The sequence below is a fragment of the Marinomonas sp. CT5 genome (assembly GCF_018336975.1).
Classification (GTDB): Bacteria; Pseudomonadota; Gammaproteobacteria; order Pseudomonadales; family Marinomonadaceae; genus Marinomonas.
In genome coordinates, this window is sequence record NZ_CP025572.1 from 2,017,645 (window position 1) to 2,034,494 (window position 16,850).

Sequence of the window (16,850 nt, forward strand, 5' to 3'; positions counted from 1 at the left end):
GCGTCGATTTTGTTTAAACTTAAATGAAGATCAAGAGGTTGCTGGAGGCGCTCTAGGCTGTATTGAGGTAATAGGCACATCGTATTTGTGCGAAAGGATAATCGTGACGATATTTGGGTAAGGGCTTGGTATTAGTGGTATAAGCTCAAAGGTTTTGGCATCAATCCAGTTTAAATGGAATAGGAGTGAACAATAGCCACAGGCTTCTAGTAGGTTCGCGTTTTCGCCATGGTTGTGATGTCCATGATGTCCAGCATGAACAGGACTCTCTTGTGATGTTTGATGATGTGAATGCTTTGCAAGCATCTTATCATGTATGTGACTCGACATTGGCATGTCCATAGACATGCTTCCCATGGGCATCATAGTCGAGTGAGGAGAGAGGGCGTTGCTAATCTGTGAGAAAAGTGGGGCAAAATAAATAAGAAAAACGGCAAATAAGCAAACGCAGACGGCAAATCGCGTAAGCATATTTCGACGAGTTTTTAATTTTCTGCCTTCTAATGGAAGGCTTTTTAATTGAAAATTCACTGCGCGTTTATCTTAAATAAAAAAGTGAAATTAGACTTTTAAATCGGCTGCGTGTTCTTCTGCAGAAGATACGATGCATTCCCCAGCAAGATTGGGTGCTACGCCGACAGAGAAGCCGTCATTTTGCATGCCTGGTAGCCACTTTTCCGCCCAAGCTTCGGGGGTGATCTCTAAACAGGTAAAGCCTTGATAGTCCTTATCTGCCCAAGCCAAAGCCAGCTGCGCAGCAGGCCAAATAGGCAATACTTTGTCGCTACCTAGGTTGATAATTAGGCAGCCCTCAGTATCAGCAAGCGTCCATAATGATGAGCCTTTTTTAATAAGATCAATTACATGATCGTAGCGTTGGCTGCTTGGTAAGCGGTAGAAAGTATCATCAAGAAGGATGGTGTTTGACATGAATGGAACTCAGGCTGATAAAAAAGCAATCTTAACACATTGACCAAAAAGAGTGATGAGTTCTATTCGGCTTTTTTAGTCAATGTGTTGGAGGTAACGTGCGTTAGGCAAACAGGGTGTTTAGCTCTTTAAGGTGGTGCTCTTTTTGTTGGTCTGCCATCCAGCTGCCTAAAATACCGTTCTTAGCCAGTTGAAATAGCTCTTCTTTCGTTATCTTTGTATTCTTGATCAGTGATTGGTAGTTATCATTCATATAACCGCCAAAATAGGCTGGATCATCTGAGTTTACTGTTGCGTGAAGGTTAAGTGCGAGCATGCGTTTGATAGGATGGTCTTTCATGTCATCCACAACGCAAAGCTTTAGGTTTGAAAGAGGGCAAACAGTGAGTGTTAAATTACGCTGTTTGATTTCGTTAATGAGCTTGTCATCTTCCAATGCTCTATTGCCGTGGTCAATTCTATCTACGCCGATCTGCTCAATTGCTTGCCACACATAGTCTGGTGGACCTTCCTCTCCAGCGTGCGCGGTTACTTTCAATCCAAGCTTCTTAGAGGCTTCAAAGACGTTTAAAAACTTTTCTGGTGGGTGTCCAACCTCTGAGCTATCTAGCCCAACAGCATCAATCCAGTTTAAATAAGGTTTGGCGAGTTCTAGGGTTTCAAACGCGCTCTCTTCACTTAGGTGTCTTAGAAATGACATGATAAGTTTTGATGTCATTCCCCATTGTGTCTCGGCATCTTTGAGAGCGTTATAAATGCCTTTAATTTGGGTTTCAAAGCTGACACCGCGAGATAAATGGCCCTGTGGGTCAAAAAAGATCTCTACATGAACCACATTTTCACTGTGTACTTTCTTTAAATACGCCATGGTTAGGTCATAGAAGTCGACTTCATGAAGAAGTACAGACATGCCTTGATAATAAAGGTCTAGAAAGTCTTGAAGGTTGGTGAATTGGTAGGCAGCTTTTAGCTCTTCGACCGTGTTGTATTTTAGTGACACTTTGTTGCGCTGTGCTATGGCGAACATCTGCTCTGGCTCAAAGGTGCCTTCAATATGTAAGTGAAGTTCGGTTTTGGGCATTTTTTGGGATAATTCGATCAGTGTTTCCATAGGATTGCCTTATGCTGCTTTGCCTTTCATTTTTAAATATAACGATAAATACGAAGATGAAAAAGAATGAGTCGTTGTGTTTAGAGTATAGCTCTTAGAAAAATCGGCAGAATATACAGCCAGCATGGCTGGCTGTATATAGATAATGAAGGGATTAGTGAGGAATTTCGTCTGTAATGCCTTCAACGTACCAATTAACTTGAGCAAGCTCTTTATCTGTTAATGAATGATTGGCAGGAACAGCGATGTTGCCTTTGTTGTCTTTAATAGGACCTGTGAATGGTTTGAATTCACCCGATTTGATGGACGCTAATGTTGCATCGATTTTAGCTCGAACGTCTTTAGGCAGGTTCGGGTTAATAGACGCTAACGTTAGCATGTCATCTTGAAATCCACCCCAGAAATCTTTAGGTTTCCAAGTGCCATCCATAACGGCTTGAACCTGTTTGATGTAGTAGGGCGTCCAGTTGTCACGTACAGAAAAAATGTGAGCGTTAGGAGCAAACTTGCTTTGGTCTGAAGCTTGGCCGATAGCGCGTAAGCCACGTTTTTCTGCTGCAATAAGTGGTGCAGGGCTGTCTGTATGTTGAAGCATTACATCCACGCCTTGGTCCATTAAAGCGTTTGCCGCATCGGTTTCTTTACCTGGATCATACCAAGTGTTTGCCCAAACAATTTTCATTTTTACGTCTGGATTAACACTCTTTGCCCCCATGTAGGCGGCATTTATATCGCGGATAACCTCAGGAATTGGGAAAGAACCGATATAACCTATAGTGTTAGTTTTGGTCATCATGCCCGCAGTTACGCCTGAAATGTAACGACCTTCGTAGGTGCGAAGAACATAGGTTCCAAGGTTTTTAGAGAGTTTGTAACCTGTGGCGTGCTCAAATTTTACTTTAGGAAAGCGTTTCGCCACTTTCACTGTCGGGTTCATAAAACCAAAAGACGTTGTGAAAATGAGATCGTTGCCAGCTTTGGCTAGTTGAGTAATGACTCGTTCAGCATCGGCGCCTTCAGGTACATTTTCAACATAAGTAGTTTTTACTTTGTCACCAAAATATTCTTCTAAGCCTTTTCGTCCCATGTCGTGCTCGTAACTCCAGCCAAGATCTCCGACTGGACCAACGTAGACAAAACCCACTTTTAGCGGTTCTTCTGCTTGAACAAAACTTGCTCCAGCTAAAAGCCCAACACCGACTAACAAACTTTTCAGTTTCATTGCTTGCTCCTTTTGCGCCCGAAGGCTTTTTATTTAATGTGATTAAAGTGATTTTAAATTAGGCCATTTGTCTCGGGTCGAAAGATTTACCCAGCGATCTTGGGGCCAAGAGTTTTTCTTTGAATTTGTCGGCGCTGATAATGACCATCACTATGACAGTGGCGACATATGGCAGCATAGCCAACAAGTTTGGGGAAATAGACCAGCCTAAACCTTGCAGAACCAGGTGCATAATACTGGCTAAACCGAATAAATAGGCGCCTAACATGATTCGACCAACACGCCATGAGGCAAAAACAACAAGAGCAAGGGCAATCCAACCTCGTCCTGCTGTCATATTTTCTACCCACATCGGCGTATACACCAAGGACATGTAAGCACCAGAAATGCCAGCCATGATACCGCCGAACATTACCGCTAAATAGCGCACTCTGAGTACCTTTATACCAATTGCATTCGCTGCGTGAGGATTTTCACCTACCGCTTTTAGCGTTAAGCCAATACGGGTTTTGTTGACTATAAAGATAAGCGCAAAGGTCATTATGAAAGAGCTGTACACCAAAATGTCATGACTAAACAATATACGGCCAAGAAAAGGAATGTCTGATAGCAATGGAATGGCAATAGGTTGAAAGCCCTGAATGGTTTGACCGACAACCCCAGAGCCAATGAAAGCGCTTAACCCTGTACCGAAGATGGTTAGAGCAAGTCCAGTTGCCACTTGGTTTGCTCCAATATGGAGGACAAGCACTGCAAAGATAAGGCTCATTACACAACCCATGATCATAGCGGCAAGTACGCCTAGGCCTGCGCTTCCCGTACTATACGCGGCTAAAAAGCCTACTACTGCGCCCATGAGCATCATGCCTTCTTGGCCAAGATTTAATACTCCTGACTTTTCACAAATGACTTCTCCCAAAGCAATAAAGAGTAACGGTGTGCCGGTTTTTACAGCGGCAAATAAGATTTGTATGATTAGATCTGAGTCCAAAATAGGCTCCTAATTTGTCGCTTGATTAGAAAAGGCGAGGCGATTATTGATGAAAAAATCACATGCCAGTAGAAAGAAGAGTAAAACGCCTTGAAACATACTGACTACGGCAACTGGAATGCCCATTTCAATTTGTGCTAAATCTCCTCCCATATAAAGTACCGCCATAAATACAGCTGCAATAATTGCCCCCAGAGGATGTAAGCGACCTAAATAGGCGACAATGATAGCTGAGTAACCGTAGCCCGGTGAGACATTAGGAACCAGTTGCCCTATTGGTCCAGTTGTTTCACTGACGCCAGCTAGGCCCGCTAAGGCACCAGCAAAAAGCATGACAACCCAGCTGAGCTTTTTGCCGCTAAAACCAGCATATTTCGCTGCTGGCTCATCAGCACCGAAAACTCTAATTTGAAAACCAAGGTGTGATTTACTCAAAATGAACCAAGCAACAAACGCAGCAATGATTGCGAATACAATGCCAAGATGAATTCGGCTGCTTTCAAATAGGGTTGGTAGTAGTGTGGCATCTGAGAACATGGCAGATTCAGGGAAGCCAAAACCTTGTGGGTCACGTAAAGGTCCGTGTACCGCCCAAATAAGCAGATACAAGGCGATATAGTTAAACATGATAGTGGTTAGGATTAAGTTTGAATTAAAACGTAATTTTAAAAAGGTAGGAACCGCTGCCCAAATCATGCCAGATGCGATACCTGCTAATAGAGTAATCGGCAGGGCAAGAGCGGATTCTGAATTGACAAAATAAAGCGCCATGGCTGATCCGCCTAGTGCCCCCGCTAGAAGTTGTCCTTCAGCGCCTATGTTCCACATATTAGCTCGGTAGCATAAAGAAAGACCGACCGCGCAGAGCAGTAATGGCCCCATTTTGACGAACATTTCTCCAATGTTGTAACTGTCTGATAGTGGAGCGATCAATAATACATGTAAGGCCTGTGATGGAGATTTACCTATAGCAGAAAATAGAATACTGCCAAAGATTAAGGTTAATGCGATAGCAAGTAGCGGGGAGGCCACTTTCATTAATGAGCTTGGCTCGGTACGAGCTTGAATGCGTATCATGCCTGGGCCTCTTGTTCTTGTGAATGAGCGGACGTGTCATTAATAAACGTTCCCGCCATCCATTGTCCTATTTGATCTATATTGGTTGTTTGAGTTTTTACCACAGGAGATAAGTAGCCATCACAAACCGCGGCCATACGATCAGCTAACAGAAAAAGCTCATCTATATCTTCAGAAATAAGAAGGATAGCTGCACCTTGATCTCGAAGTTCTAACAGGGCTTGGTGAATAGCAAGGGCCGCACCCACATCGACCCCCCAAGTTGGGTGTGCGCATATAAGTACTTTGGGGTTTTGACCAATTTCGCGTCCCATAATAAATTTCTGTAAGTTGCCGCCACTTAAGCTTTTGGCTTCAGAAAATTCACCATGACATTTTACTTTATACTTGGCGATGAGTTGGGCGGTATAGTCTTTGATACTTTGCCATTCAACAAGACCGTTTTTGACAAAACCATCACTGTGCGTTAGCAAAGTATTTTCCGTTAAACTCATTTCTGGAACAGCGCCTCGTCCCAATCTTTCTTCGGGCACATAGGCCATACCGAGCTTGCGACGAGCGCCAGCGTGTAAATGACCAATGTGAAGATCGCCAAGTGATAAGCTTCTATTTACATTACGATCATCTTCACCGCTTATTATCGCCATTAATTCATCTTGACCGTTGCCGGCAACGCCAGCAATACCAAGAATTTCTCCGGACTTTAACGAAAAATTAATGTCTTTAAGCGATGTTCCAAAGGGTTGCTTGGCTGGAAGTGATAGATTGTCAACGGTAAAAACGTTTTCCGTGCCTTCTCTTTTTACGTATCCAGCATCTTGCTCGGCAAGATCTCCTACCATCATTTTTGCAATTGAGGCGGGGGTTTCTTCATGAGGAACACATGTATCGACGACTTTTCCACCACGTAAAATAGTGGCTTTATGACAAATTTCAGTAACTTCGTGAAGTTTGTGGCTAATGAATAAAATGCTGCAACCTTCGCTAGAAAGTGTGCGCAAAACACCAAATAGGCCTGTGACTTCTTGTGGGGTCAAAACAGAGGTTGGCTCATCTAAAATGAGCAGTTTTACCGACTGAACAAGGCAACGCATAATTTCAACACGTTGTCTTTCACCTATCGACAGGGAGTGGACATATCGGCTTGGGTCGACGTTTAATCCATACTCTTTAGAAAGCTGAGTGATTCTTGCTGACAAATCGCCTATTTTATTTAATTGGACTTTACTTAAGCAAAGCTCAATATTTTGGCTAACGGTTAGTGTTTCAAATAAAGAGAAGTGTTGAAACACCATGCCTATACCTAAATCACGGGCAATAGATGGAGATTTAATACTGACTTCTTTCCCATCCCAAATAATGTCGCCTTTATCAGGAGCAACGACACCATAAATGGTTTTTACCAAAGTGCTTTTGCCTGCGCCATTTTCACCCAGCAAAGCATGGATCTCTCCTGGCATTAGAGTCAGGCTAATATTGTCATTAGCAAGGCAGCCTGGGTACTGTTTGGTAATGCTGTCAAGTTCTAGGCGTGATACCAAATTGTGTTTATTCAATGTTCCGGCACCTTATTATTAAGCGTTAGATGAAAGAACGCATTTCTTATTTGTATGCGTATTGGTACTAGTTGGTTCTAATTTTTATGTCTCATGCACCAATTTGGACTTAATGTTGCCTTTTTTGGTGCGAAAAATTAGGTGCTTTTAGATAACTTTGACCGATTAGTTAATGTTTTTGATTCGTTTCTAGTTATATAATATGCAGTTATCAATATTCATGCCAAAAAGCAGATTGCACGATGGCGCGTAGAATACGGAATAATTGTTAGATTGTCTTTAACCCTTAGTTTTTTTCTAACGATACTTTTATAAAGAGGTATTTTTTGCGGGAAACTTGCTTATGGTTTTAAGCAATAGGAAAAAAGTGGCTGGTTATGTAGAATGTGCGGCTTGCCAAGGTCTACATTTATTATGCTGCATTATTTTGCCAATATGAGTTCGTGAATATTGGCATTTAGCTGGTTTATCTTTAAACACCTATAATAAAGTATAAAGTGCGAGGCACTGTGTTTTCATTCATGAACAATATGATTAAAAGGCTTCTAACTTTGGGCTTTGATGACCAATATGGAAATGACCTCAATCAAAAACATGTGGTGAACTTTTTCTACATGATGTTTGCTGCTTTCTCTGTTTTGATGCTGGTTATTTTTGTCTTTCGTCAGATGCCTTATATGGCTCTTTTTTGCGTCGTATGTTTAGTCCTTGCTTTTGTTGGTCTTCGTTACAACTACATGGGGATTTTCGACCGTGCTCAGTTGATCATACCTATTCTCCTGATGATTCAAATCACAGTTTTTAGCGTGCTTTATTTTAGCGCTGAGAGCGCTTTCCATTGGTTATATATCAACGTAATTGTTTATGCTTTTGTGGTGTTTAGCACAGAGCAGCGTTTTATAAAGTATTGTGTTGTTGCTGCCGCTATTATTTTGTTTTTGTGTTGTGTTTTGCTTCAGATGGATAGTATTTATCTAACTTTGTTAGATCAAAGAGCCATTCGTATCTTGGTTTTCTTTAGTATCGCCTTCAATTTTTCTATGGTGGTGAGCCTGGTTATGAAGCGATTGAAGTCGGTTAATCAGCACTTGCGAGCGTTAGCTGAAAAAGATGAGTTAACAGGGTTGGCTAACCGTAGAAAAGTCTTGGCTGATGCGGTGAATATTTTTGCTGACTCGGTAATGAACCGAGAGTCATGTGTTTTTGCGATTGTGGATTTGGATCACTTCAAAAAAATTAATGATACTTTTGGTCATGAAGCTGGGGATTTAGTTTTGGCCAATGTGGCTGAGCTTATGGCCTCTGTCATGCGTCCCCATGATAAAATTGGCCGCTATGGTGGAGAAGAGTTTATTGTTATTATGCCTGGCACGACGTTAAATGAAGCGGAAAAAATCATGGAGGATATGAGGCAAGCGGTAGAAGATATGCTGATAGAAACTGATCACGGTATTGTTATCCCTGTGACGGTAAGTATTGGTTTAGCGGCTATTACTTCTAGTATTTCCCGTTATGAAGAGATATTGGCTCAAGCAGATAGAGGTTTGTACATGGCTAAGCGAAATGGGCGAAATCGCTTGGCTATGCAGGCAGAATACCAATCATAAGCAAAGAAATTCTTAAAAAATGGAATATATTTTCTTTTCTATGTTGACATATGAGTTGTCCACTTTCTCTGTGGATAACCTTGTTGGCTAATCTATTTTTCCTTTATTTTACGTGATGAGGCTCACTTGCTGCAGATACTTTTTCAGTGTTCTGATTATTGGATTATTAATAAACCCCAAGGAATGAGCTTTCATGCTGAGTCAGAAGATACTGGAGTAATGCAGTTTCTTGCTTTGGCTTATCCTGAGCAAACTTTTTACCCTGTTCACCGACTTGATAAGATGACCTCCGGTTTACTAGTCGTCGCTTGTCATTCGGTGGCGGCATCTATATTTGGAAAAATGTTCGAGAAACATGAAATGGAAAAGCGTTATTTGGCTTTATCCACTAAAAAGCCGAGGAAAAAACAAGGTACCATTGCTGGTGGTATGTCCCCAAGCCGAAGGGGTCAATGGAAATTAACTCAAAATACTGAAAATATGGCCATTACCCAGTTTTTTTCTACATATTTTCAAGGGCTTAGGTTATTCATTATTAGGCCTTTGACGGGGAAAACTCACCAGATAAGGGTTGCCTTAAAGAGTCTTGGTGCGCCAATCTTAGGCGATCTTAGATACGGTGGGGAGCAAGCAGATAGAGGCTATTTACACGCATACGCTTTGCAGTTTAGTTGGCAAGGAGAAGTAAAGCGTTATGTCTGTTTTCCTGAGTTTGGAGTCCATTTTTCGTCAGCGTTGCGTGATTTTGTTGCCGCTCAATACGATGAGTCGTTACTAAAATGGCCTGCTAAAAAATAAATTAATATAACTCAGCAGGGTTTGTTCTGGCTGAGAAGGAATTTGAATGAAAAATGTTTTGGTTTATTGCCGACAGGGGTTCGAAAAAGACTGTGCGGCAGAATTATCGGAAGTGGCTAGTAGCAAGGGATTTTATGGATATGCAAAAGTTGTTTCTGATGCAGGATATGTTGTGTATAACTTTGATCAGGCGGATGCTGGCGAGGCATTGATTCAACAACTTGATTTTAATCGCCTTATCTTTGCTCGTCAGATTATTGCTGTAAATGATGTGATTGAATTAGAGCAAGGCGGTCGTGTTGAATCCTTGCTAGAGGCGGCTCGTGAATTGCCTCTAGCGGAAGAAATTTGGATTGAAACGGCGGATACTAATGAGGCTAAAGCACTTTCCGGTTTAATCAAAAAATTAGAAAAGCCGTTGCGAGAAGGTTGGAAAAAATCAGGTGTGCTGCGTAATAAAGCGATTGGTGTTCGACACCATGTTTTTATGTTGGATGGTGGGGCAGCCTATTTGGGAGTGTCTTATGCCGTTTGTCGTAGTGAATTTCCAATGGGTATTCGGCGTTTGCGCTTTCCGGCGGCAGGCCCGAGTCGTTCTACATTGAAGTTAGAAGAAGCTTTTTTGCAGTTTGTTCCAGAAAAAACGCGTGAAGCTGATTTGACTGAAGGAATGACGGCGGTTGACCTTGGTGCTGCACCAGGCGGTTGGACCTATCAATTCGTGAAAAAAGGCATTCAAGTGATTGCTATTGATAATGGCCCAATGCAAAAAGAGTTAATGTCTACGGGGTTGGTTGAACATGAGAAGGCTGACGGCTTCAAATATGAGCCGCCTTATACGGTCGATTGGCTAGTATGTGATATGGTTGAAAGGCCTATTAAAGTGGCTGAGCTGATGGCTAAATGGCTATCAAGTGGCTGGACAAGAAGGGCGATTTTTAACCTAAAATTACCAATGAAAAAACGTTACCAAGAAGTGACCTTGTGTTTGCAAGCCATTGAAGACTTATTGAGAAAATCCGGCGTTAGTTATCATTATCAGATAAAGCACCTCTATCATGATCGAGAGGAAGTTACGGTCTGTATTATGGTTAAATAATTTTTCTCTTGATGTTGAAAAGGCCCCATAAACAAGTAGTTTATGGGGCCTTTTGCGTTTCATTGGTATTATTCTAGCCAATAAAGGTCGCTCTTTATTAAATGGAATCCCTAGCTCGAATAGGAGAGTAGCCCATAGCTTCTTCCATTAGGCTGTCTCTATCATAGATGTCATTACGGAATTCCAACATGCCATTTGCATTTGGGACGACAGTAAAATATACCAAGTAAACTGGGATATAAGTTGGCAGAGTGATGACCGTATTGCTGCCTTTTTTGAGAGAGTTGTTCATTTCATTGTATTGCTTAGTGCCTTTGGTTATGGCTCTAGCAAACTCCATTGGTTTTTCTAGTCGAACACAGCCAGAGCTAAAAGCGCGGTCTTTTTCGCGGAATAGATGTTTGGATGGTGTATCGTGTAAGTAGATTTCGTTTTTGTTAGGGAACATAAACTTGAATTGGCCAAGAGCATTGCCTTCATCCGGCTCTTGTTCAAAGCGGTATGCCAGTTTATTTTCACTAATGGCTTTCCAATCTATTTTGGTTGAGTCTAGTTCTTTCGCACCTATGCTCCAGCTTGAGTAAACTTTATAGCCATGTTTTATAAGATAGCTTGGATCAGCTTGTAGCTTAGGTAACAAATTTTCACGTGCGATACGGTGTGGAACTCTCCATGTCGGATTCGTGACCATATAAGTCATTAATCCTTTGAACACAGGTGTTTTTCTATCAGGCTTACCTATCACCGCCTTCATTGAGGTGTGTTCGCCGTTTAAATGCATATCGACTGTGTAATTAGTTAGATCGACCCAGACTCGGTTTGCTTCGAGTTCGCTTGGTAGCCAGCGCCATCTCTCTAGGTTGTAAGCAATTTGCTTGGCGCGCGTTTTGAGCGGCACATTCAGCATTTCAATGGTTTTAGAACCTGCCGCGCCATCAGCTGTGATGTGATGCCGACGCTGAAAACGAACAAGAGCGTCTTTTAAGCGTATATCAAATTGTTCTTCATTTACTTTTCGGGTAGAAAAACGAATATCGCCTAGCTGTACTAATCTGGCTCTTAGTTGAGCCACTCGCGGACCCTCGTCTCCAAATGACAGTGGTACGCCAGCGGCTACGAATATGTCATTTTCTTTTGCTGCGAGGTCTTGGTAATACACTAACCATTTTTGTAAGACCTGATATTGCGGACTACGTGGTGCTAATAAAGGCAACGAATTGACCATATCCGTTACAGAGTCCAGATAGAGCAAATCTTTCCAATTATTATTTGGAGCATCAAGTTGCCAATTAGGGTCAATAAGCAAAGGTTCATATCGGCCATTACTCAAGTCGTGGGCGTAACTGGTTAAAGCAATAGTGGTTATTACATCCATTTCAGCGAGCTGCTGAGGTGTCGGTTGTTTCAACGCCAAATATTCTTTGATGATATTGGTATGGTAATGAATTGGGTTGAGGCCGTGAGAGTGAGATTGCTCAAGAATGTCGATCAGTTTATAAATAGACAGACTGATCTTTTTGTCCTTGATCCACATTGGTTCATAACCACGAGCTTGGTAGGCTTCAAGTACGCTATTATTTGGCAATGCTTGACCAGCAACAGGAGTGAAAGCATTTAATGTCAAAGATACTTGATCTTTAACGCTACTTTCCATTTGCGATTCACTTGGAGGTTCGACAATAAATTGTTTATTTGAGCTAGTAGTTGAACAAGCACCTAATAGTAAACTCACACAAAGTAATGGAAGGAATTTTTTTGCGGATGTCATTGATGTTTCCTTTTTAATGAATCGATATCTTTGGGGCTTGTGTTGTTTTCTAATAATGACAAAATGTTGATTGCTTCCTCTCGGCTGTTTCCGCAAATGTAATTTTCAGCGGTAAAGTCGGAGCAAACTTTTGGTCTTGATGGGTCATTGAATATGGCACAACGATAATCGTCCAAAAGTTGGATGCAAGGCTCTCCCGCTGCCTTGCCGTTAGGCATTCCTGGTATGGGAGATGATATGGAAGGTGAAGTGCAGCAAGCACCGCAGCCTGACCGGCATTGCATAATTAATAACCTTTAAAGACAGAATGATAAGTGTAATGCTTAAATTGTCGCTTTACTGTTTTTTTACAAATGATCAAGAGAAGCTGTATTTTAGAGTATCGGTATCGTCGCTCATAGGGGATAATCAAAAAAATATGTTCGAAAAAGTAATGAGCTACTTTTTAAAATAGGATTTTTGAATGAATGTAGTGAGAAAAATTTTAGTGGTCGAAGACAGTCCTGTTGTGCTTAAGGTGCTTGACCATTTGCTCTCTCAAAATTCAACTTTCACACCGGTTTTATGTGCTACCTATCAAGAAGCTGAAGATCAGTTGGAAGGAGGTAATGAAGCCTTCTTTGCCGCTATCGTCGATCTTAATTTACCGGATGCGGAAAATGGCGAAATTGTTGATCTTGTCCTGTCCAATAAAATTCCTTGTGTGGTATTAACCGCAAATTTTGATGACGACTTACGCCTTAAACTTTTACATAAAGGTGTATTGGATTACATCGCTAAAGATAGCCGCTACTCCTTCAATCATGTGATTAAAGTGATTGAGCGTCTGAGAAAAAATCAAGGTATAAACGTTTTAGTGGCAGAGGATTCTTCCACCAGTCGCCTCTTTATTAGAGTGTTGCTTGAGCAGTATTGCTTTAATGTCATTGAAGTTGAAAACGGGCAAGAAGCACTTGCTATGTTGGAGAAAGACTCAACTATTAGCATGTTGATTACCGATTTCAATATGCCCTTGGTGAACGGTTATGACTTAGTTCGTATGTTAAGGCATAACTCACGATTCCAAGACTTGGTGATTATAGGCCTGTCTGCTGAAGGTGATAACTCATTGTCTGCAAAATTCATCAAAGCAGGAGCCAATGATTTCCTTAAAAAACCTTTTTATCATGAAGAATTTCATTGTCGGGTGATTCATAGCCTAGAAGCGCAGGAGATGCTCGAGGCTATTCGAGACTTGTCATGCATTGATCCTCTGACCAAGCTGAAAAATCGACGTTATTTATTTGAAGAAGGGGAGAAAATATTCCTTAGCTCAAATAAAGACATCTCTTTGGTGATGCTCGATTTAGATAGGTTCAAAGAGATAAACGATACCTATGGCCATTTAGTGGGTGATAGCTTATTAACTTTAGTAAGCCAAGAAATGCAGACCGCATTTTATGATGAGTTGGTTTGTCGATTTAGTGGAAAGAAGTTTTGTATCTTGTCTGAAAGCGGGCTTAATCTGAAAAGTAAAGTAGAGCATTTTTTGGCGGATATAAAGTTGAAAGAATTTACCGAAGCCAAAATTTCAATCTCTTTTAGTGCAAGCTTATATTCGCAATCGACGGAACATTTTGAAGACTTGGTGCGTAAAGCGGGTCAGCTTTTGCGGCAAGCAAAACAAACCGGCCATGATGTATTCGTTTTCTAAACAACGTTATTTTTATCAATAATGCTCATCGAATATCCAGTAATTATGCAAACTGTTTATTTGGGCTTTTATCCTAGTGTGATGTCCTTATAGTTGTTTACAAGGCTTTATTAAGTTTTGATTCCTGAAAGGAGAAAGACAATGAGTAAGACGCTAATTATTGGTGCGAGTGGTCAAATTGGTCAGATGGTTACAAAAACCTTAGCTGAAACTGATGAGGCCGTTCGAACGCTTGTTCGTGACAAAAGCAAGTTGAATCATATTAAGAGTAGTGGGCTTGATATTGTAGAAGCTGATTTAGAAAATGATTTTAGTCAAGCTTTTGAAGGTGTTGATACTGTTATCTTTGTCGCTGGATCAGGTGTTTCAACGGGGGCTGATAAGACGTTATTGGTTGATCTATGGGCCGCTAAGAAAGCTGTAGATTATTCGAAACAAGCGAATGTTAAGCATTTTATTATGTTGAGTAGTATTGGTGCTGATGACCCTGATGCAATAGCGTCTGATATTAAGCCCTATCTCGTAGCGAAACATATGGCAGATCAATATTTGATGGTGTCTGGTGTACCTTTTACTATTGTGCGTCCTGGACCATTAACGAATGATGAAGGTCAAGGTAAAATTACCATTAGACGGCCTGATAATTTAGAAGAAATGTCGATTCCTCGGTCTGATGTGGCTAAATCTACATTATTTATTCTAACTAGGGACGACCTAAACGGAAAAATATTTGAACTCTTTGGCGGCACTTATGATGTAGATACTGTGCTGGTTTATTAACCTGGCGGCAAGAATTATCTGATATAATTACCAAATGAACGAAAAAATAGCCCCCCGAAAACTGAGCACTTTCGAGCTTGCTAGACTACGAAAGCAAGTTGTTAAACTGCGTGATAAAGGTTTTTTGTTGAAAGAAATATCAGAAGTGACTGGAGTCCATATCGACACCGTTGGTCGTTGGTATAGAGACTACTTGAAACGTGGAAAAGACAGCTTCGAGTATAAGAAGCGTGGCCGCGAAGAAGGGGGGGGCGCAGCTTAACCAAAGCACAAGAAGCTCGCATCCAGCAAGAAATCACAGACAAAATGCCGGATCAGTGTAAGTTGAATTTTGCTTTGTGGACGCGGCGGGCAATCCAACAACTCATCAAGCAATTGTGGGGAAAGAATATGCCCATTAGAACGATAGGAGACTATCTAAAACGCTGGGGTTTTACACCACAAAAGCCGTTGAAAAAGGCTTACGAGCAGAACACACAAAAAGTTTCAAAATGGCTTGAACAAGAGTACCCTTTAATCAAGGAAAGAGCGGAGAATGAAGGCGCGGAGATACATTGGGGTGATGAAACAGGCACTCGTAACGACTGTCAGCATGGTCGTCGTTTCGCTCCCAAAGGCAAAACACCAGTCCAAGTTATTCCAGCGAAGCACTGCCGTCTCAATATGATCTCTTCTGTCACAAACCAAGGAACGCTTCGATTTATGACCTATTCCGATACGATGACCGCTAAGGTATTAATTCGCTTCATGAAAAGACTCATTTCCTCGTCGAAGAAAAAGATTTTTCTGATACTCGATAACCTTCGAGTCCATCATGCAAAGTTAGTAAAAGAGTGGTTGGCTAAGCCAAAAATCAAAAATCAAAAATCAAAAATCAAAGAGCAAATAGAAGTCTTTTATTTGCCAGCATACTCACCTGAACTTAACCCAGATGAATACCTAAATTGTGATCTAAAAGCAGGTATCCACACTGGTGATGCGCCAAAGAATGAACAAGCTTTAAAAGGAAGAGTGATCTCACATATGAGAATGTTACAGAAGCATCCAGATCGAGTTAAAAAGTACTTTAAGCATAGATCAATTTGCTATGCTGCTTAGCAGATATAAAAAACCGCTGGGTTAATAACTTTAATATTGCTTACAAATGTAAGCCCCAATAATGAACTGACCACATAATGTTTTTTATTGGGGCTTAACTCTTAGCTATGCTTAGAAGGTGGCTAAACAAAGAGGCGAACCATCATGTTTACTATTAAAATCATTGGAATCGATTTAGGCAAATCTTCTTTTCATCTTGTTGCTCATGATCATGCTGGACGAGAACAATATCGAAAACGACTTACACGATTTAAGTTGGTAGAATATCTTGCGAATATACCCCCAACCATTATTGCAATGGAGTCTTGCGGAGGCTCTCATTGGCTGGCACGTCAGTGTCAAAAATTTGGCTATGAGGTCAAACTCATCCCTCCTCAGTACGTAAAACCTTACGTAAAGACCAATAAAAATGACTACATTGATGCGGACGCCATTGCAGAAGCTGCGATGCGGCCTAGCATGCGTTTTGTGAGTATCAAAACAGAATCGGCCTAAGTGATCTCGGTGATTCAAAAAATACGTTTGGACTATATCAAAGAGCGAACAGCCTGCATGTCTCGAATAGGCACTATTTTATTAGAGTTTGGACTCAGTTTTCCGGCAGGTCATGGCAAAATAAAGTCTGTGTTCCAGTGGCTGGCAGAGAAAAACGCCCCATTGCCTAATGCTGTTCACTTAAGCTAAATAGCATTACGAGATACCGGATATCTTGTCTTTGATTGCTTTACCATACGAGGCCTACTAGGCCTCGCTTTCTTTGATTCCAAAAACAAATTACATATCCCTGATCTTAGGTCTTTAAGCCGCATTCCAGTCTTTGATTCCGGCTTTGCCGCCGTCATTACGATTAAATTCGAAGCAATGTAAGTAAAAGCCATCTTAAAACGTATCTCACTTGCGCGCTGACCATGTGTTGCTGCTGTATGGCTCGCTTCTCGGCGTACAACATTGTAGGCCAATAACATTCCCCACATTTCCTGGTAGATTAAGTCAACGGTCTTACTGCGTAGCGTAATGGCGTTATTAAGCATCGAAGATTTGATATCGCGGAACCCTAACTCAATTTCCCAGCGTTGCTGATATAACAGAGCGATTTGGTCGGCTGTGTAATCACTATGAG

15 protein-coding genes and 2 pseudogenes are annotated in these 16,850 nt (G+C 41.4%); 7 read left to right on the plus strand and 10 right to left on the minus strand.

The features are described from left to right. Nucleotides 1-30: 30 nt before the first annotated feature. The 7 genes from C0J08_RS09420 to C0J08_RS09450 form a co-directional block, all read right to left on the minus strand. The gene (locus tag C0J08_RS09420; RefSeq protein WP_249344650.1) at nt 31-471 is read right to left on the minus strand and encodes a DUF2946 domain-containing protein; all 441 of its coding nucleotides are present in this window, start codon (nt 469-471) and stop codon (nt 31-33) included. A gap of 90 nt (nt 472-561) precedes the next feature. Then, nucleotides 562-930, minus strand: a complete 369-nt coding sequence (locus tag C0J08_RS09425; protein WP_212655884.1) for a DUF2750 domain-containing protein — start codon at nt 928-930, stop codon at nt 562-564. Between the two features lie 103 nt (nt 931-1,033). Continuing rightward, complete coding sequence (locus C0J08_RS09430) at nt 1,034-2,041, minus strand: adenosine deaminase (RefSeq protein WP_212655885.1); 1,008 nt, start codon at nt 2,039-2,041, stop codon at nt 1,034-1,036. 154 nt (nt 2,042-2,195) lie between these two features. Further along, on the minus strand, nt 2,196-3,263 hold the full coding sequence (locus C0J08_RS09435; protein ID WP_212655886.1) for a BMP family ABC transporter substrate-binding protein: 1,068 nt from the start codon (nt 3,261-3,263) through the stop codon (nt 2,196-2,198). Between the two features lie 58 nt (nt 3,264-3,321). Next, a complete protein-coding gene (locus C0J08_RS09440; protein WP_212655887.1) occupies nt 3,322-4,254 on the minus strand; it encodes an ABC transporter permease in 933 nt (310 codons plus the stop codon). 9 nt (nt 4,255-4,263) lie between these two features. After that, entirely contained in the window at nt 4,264-5,331 is a 1,068-nt protein-coding gene (locus C0J08_RS09445) for an ABC transporter permease (protein ID WP_212655888.1), read from the minus strand. Next, nucleotides 5,328-6,887 carry an ABC transporter ATP-binding protein gene (locus tag C0J08_RS09450; protein WP_212655889.1) on the minus strand — a complete coding sequence of 520 codons (1,560 nt, stop codon included), beginning with the start codon at nt 6,885-6,887 and terminating at the stop codon, nt 5,328-5,330. Before C0J08_RS09450 ends, C0J08_RS09445 begins: the two co-directional genes overlap by 4 nt. 530 nt (nt 6,888-7,417) lie before the next feature. Here C0J08_RS09450 and C0J08_RS09455 point away from each other — a divergent pair. The 3 genes from C0J08_RS09455 (at nt 7,418) to rlmM (ending at nt 10,391) form a co-directional block, all read left to right on the plus strand. Beyond that, nucleotides 7,418-8,494 carry a GGDEF domain-containing protein gene (locus C0J08_RS09455; RefSeq protein ID WP_249344608.1) on the plus strand — a complete coding sequence of 359 codons (1,077 nt, stop codon included), beginning with the start codon at nt 7,418-7,420 and terminating at the stop codon, nt 8,492-8,494. Between the two features lie 126 nt (nt 8,495-8,620). Next, nucleotides 8,621-9,292: a TIGR01621 family pseudouridine synthase gene (locus tag C0J08_RS09460; protein WP_212655891.1), complete on the plus strand. Its 672-nt coding sequence runs from the start codon at nt 8,621-8,623 to the stop codon at nt 9,290-9,292. A 46-nt stretch (nt 9,293-9,338) separates the two neighbouring features. Further along, nucleotides 9,339-10,391, plus strand: a complete 1,053-nt coding sequence (rlmM, locus tag C0J08_RS09465; protein WP_212655892.1) for a 23S rRNA (cytidine(2498)-2'-O)-methyltransferase RlmM — start codon at nt 9,339-9,341, stop codon at nt 10,389-10,391. A gap of 97 nt (nt 10,392-10,488) precedes the next feature. On the opposite strand, the gene C0J08_RS09470 is transcribed toward rlmM, so the two are convergent. Beyond that, nucleotides 10,489-12,159, minus strand: a complete 1,671-nt coding sequence (locus tag C0J08_RS09470; protein WP_212655893.1) for a L,D-transpeptidase family protein — start codon at nt 12,157-12,159, stop codon at nt 10,489-10,491. Beyond that, nucleotides 12,156-12,443 (minus strand): YkgJ family cysteine cluster protein, encoded by a 288-nt coding sequence (locus C0J08_RS09475; protein WP_212655894.1) that lies wholly within the window; start codon nt 12,441-12,443, stop codon nt 12,156-12,158. The genes C0J08_RS09470 and C0J08_RS09475 overlap by 4 nt, the downstream gene beginning before the upstream one ends. A 179-nt stretch (nt 12,444-12,622) precedes the next feature. Between C0J08_RS09475 and C0J08_RS09480 the strand changes: the two genes are divergently transcribed. The 4 genes and pseudogenes from C0J08_RS09480 to C0J08_RS09500 form a co-directional block, all read left to right on the plus strand. After that, nucleotides 12,623-13,852, plus strand: coding sequence for a response regulator (locus C0J08_RS09480; RefSeq protein ID WP_212655895.1), 1,230 nt, complete (start codon nt 12,623-12,625; stop codon nt 13,850-13,852). 141 nt (nt 13,853-13,993) lie between these two features. Continuing rightward, on the plus strand, nt 13,994-14,632 hold the full coding sequence (locus tag C0J08_RS09485) for an SDR family oxidoreductase (RefSeq protein ID WP_212655896.1): 639 nt from the start codon (nt 13,994-13,996) through the stop codon (nt 14,630-14,632). Nucleotides 14,633-14,666: 34 nt separating this feature from the next. Further along, a pseudogene (locus C0J08_RS09495) lies at nt 14,667-15,730 on the plus strand (IS630 family transposase). A gap of 144 nt (nt 15,731-15,874) precedes the next feature. Further along, nucleotides 15,875-16,393 (plus strand): annotated as a pseudogene (locus C0J08_RS09500) (IS110 family RNA-guided transposase); the annotation flags it as partial. A 17-nt stretch (nt 16,394-16,410) separates the two neighbouring features. Here C0J08_RS09500 and C0J08_RS09505 read toward each other — a convergent pair. Further along, nucleotides 16,411-16,850 (minus strand): transposase (locus C0J08_RS09505; RefSeq protein ID WP_212655898.1); only part of this gene is annotated, 440 nt, incomplete at its 5' end.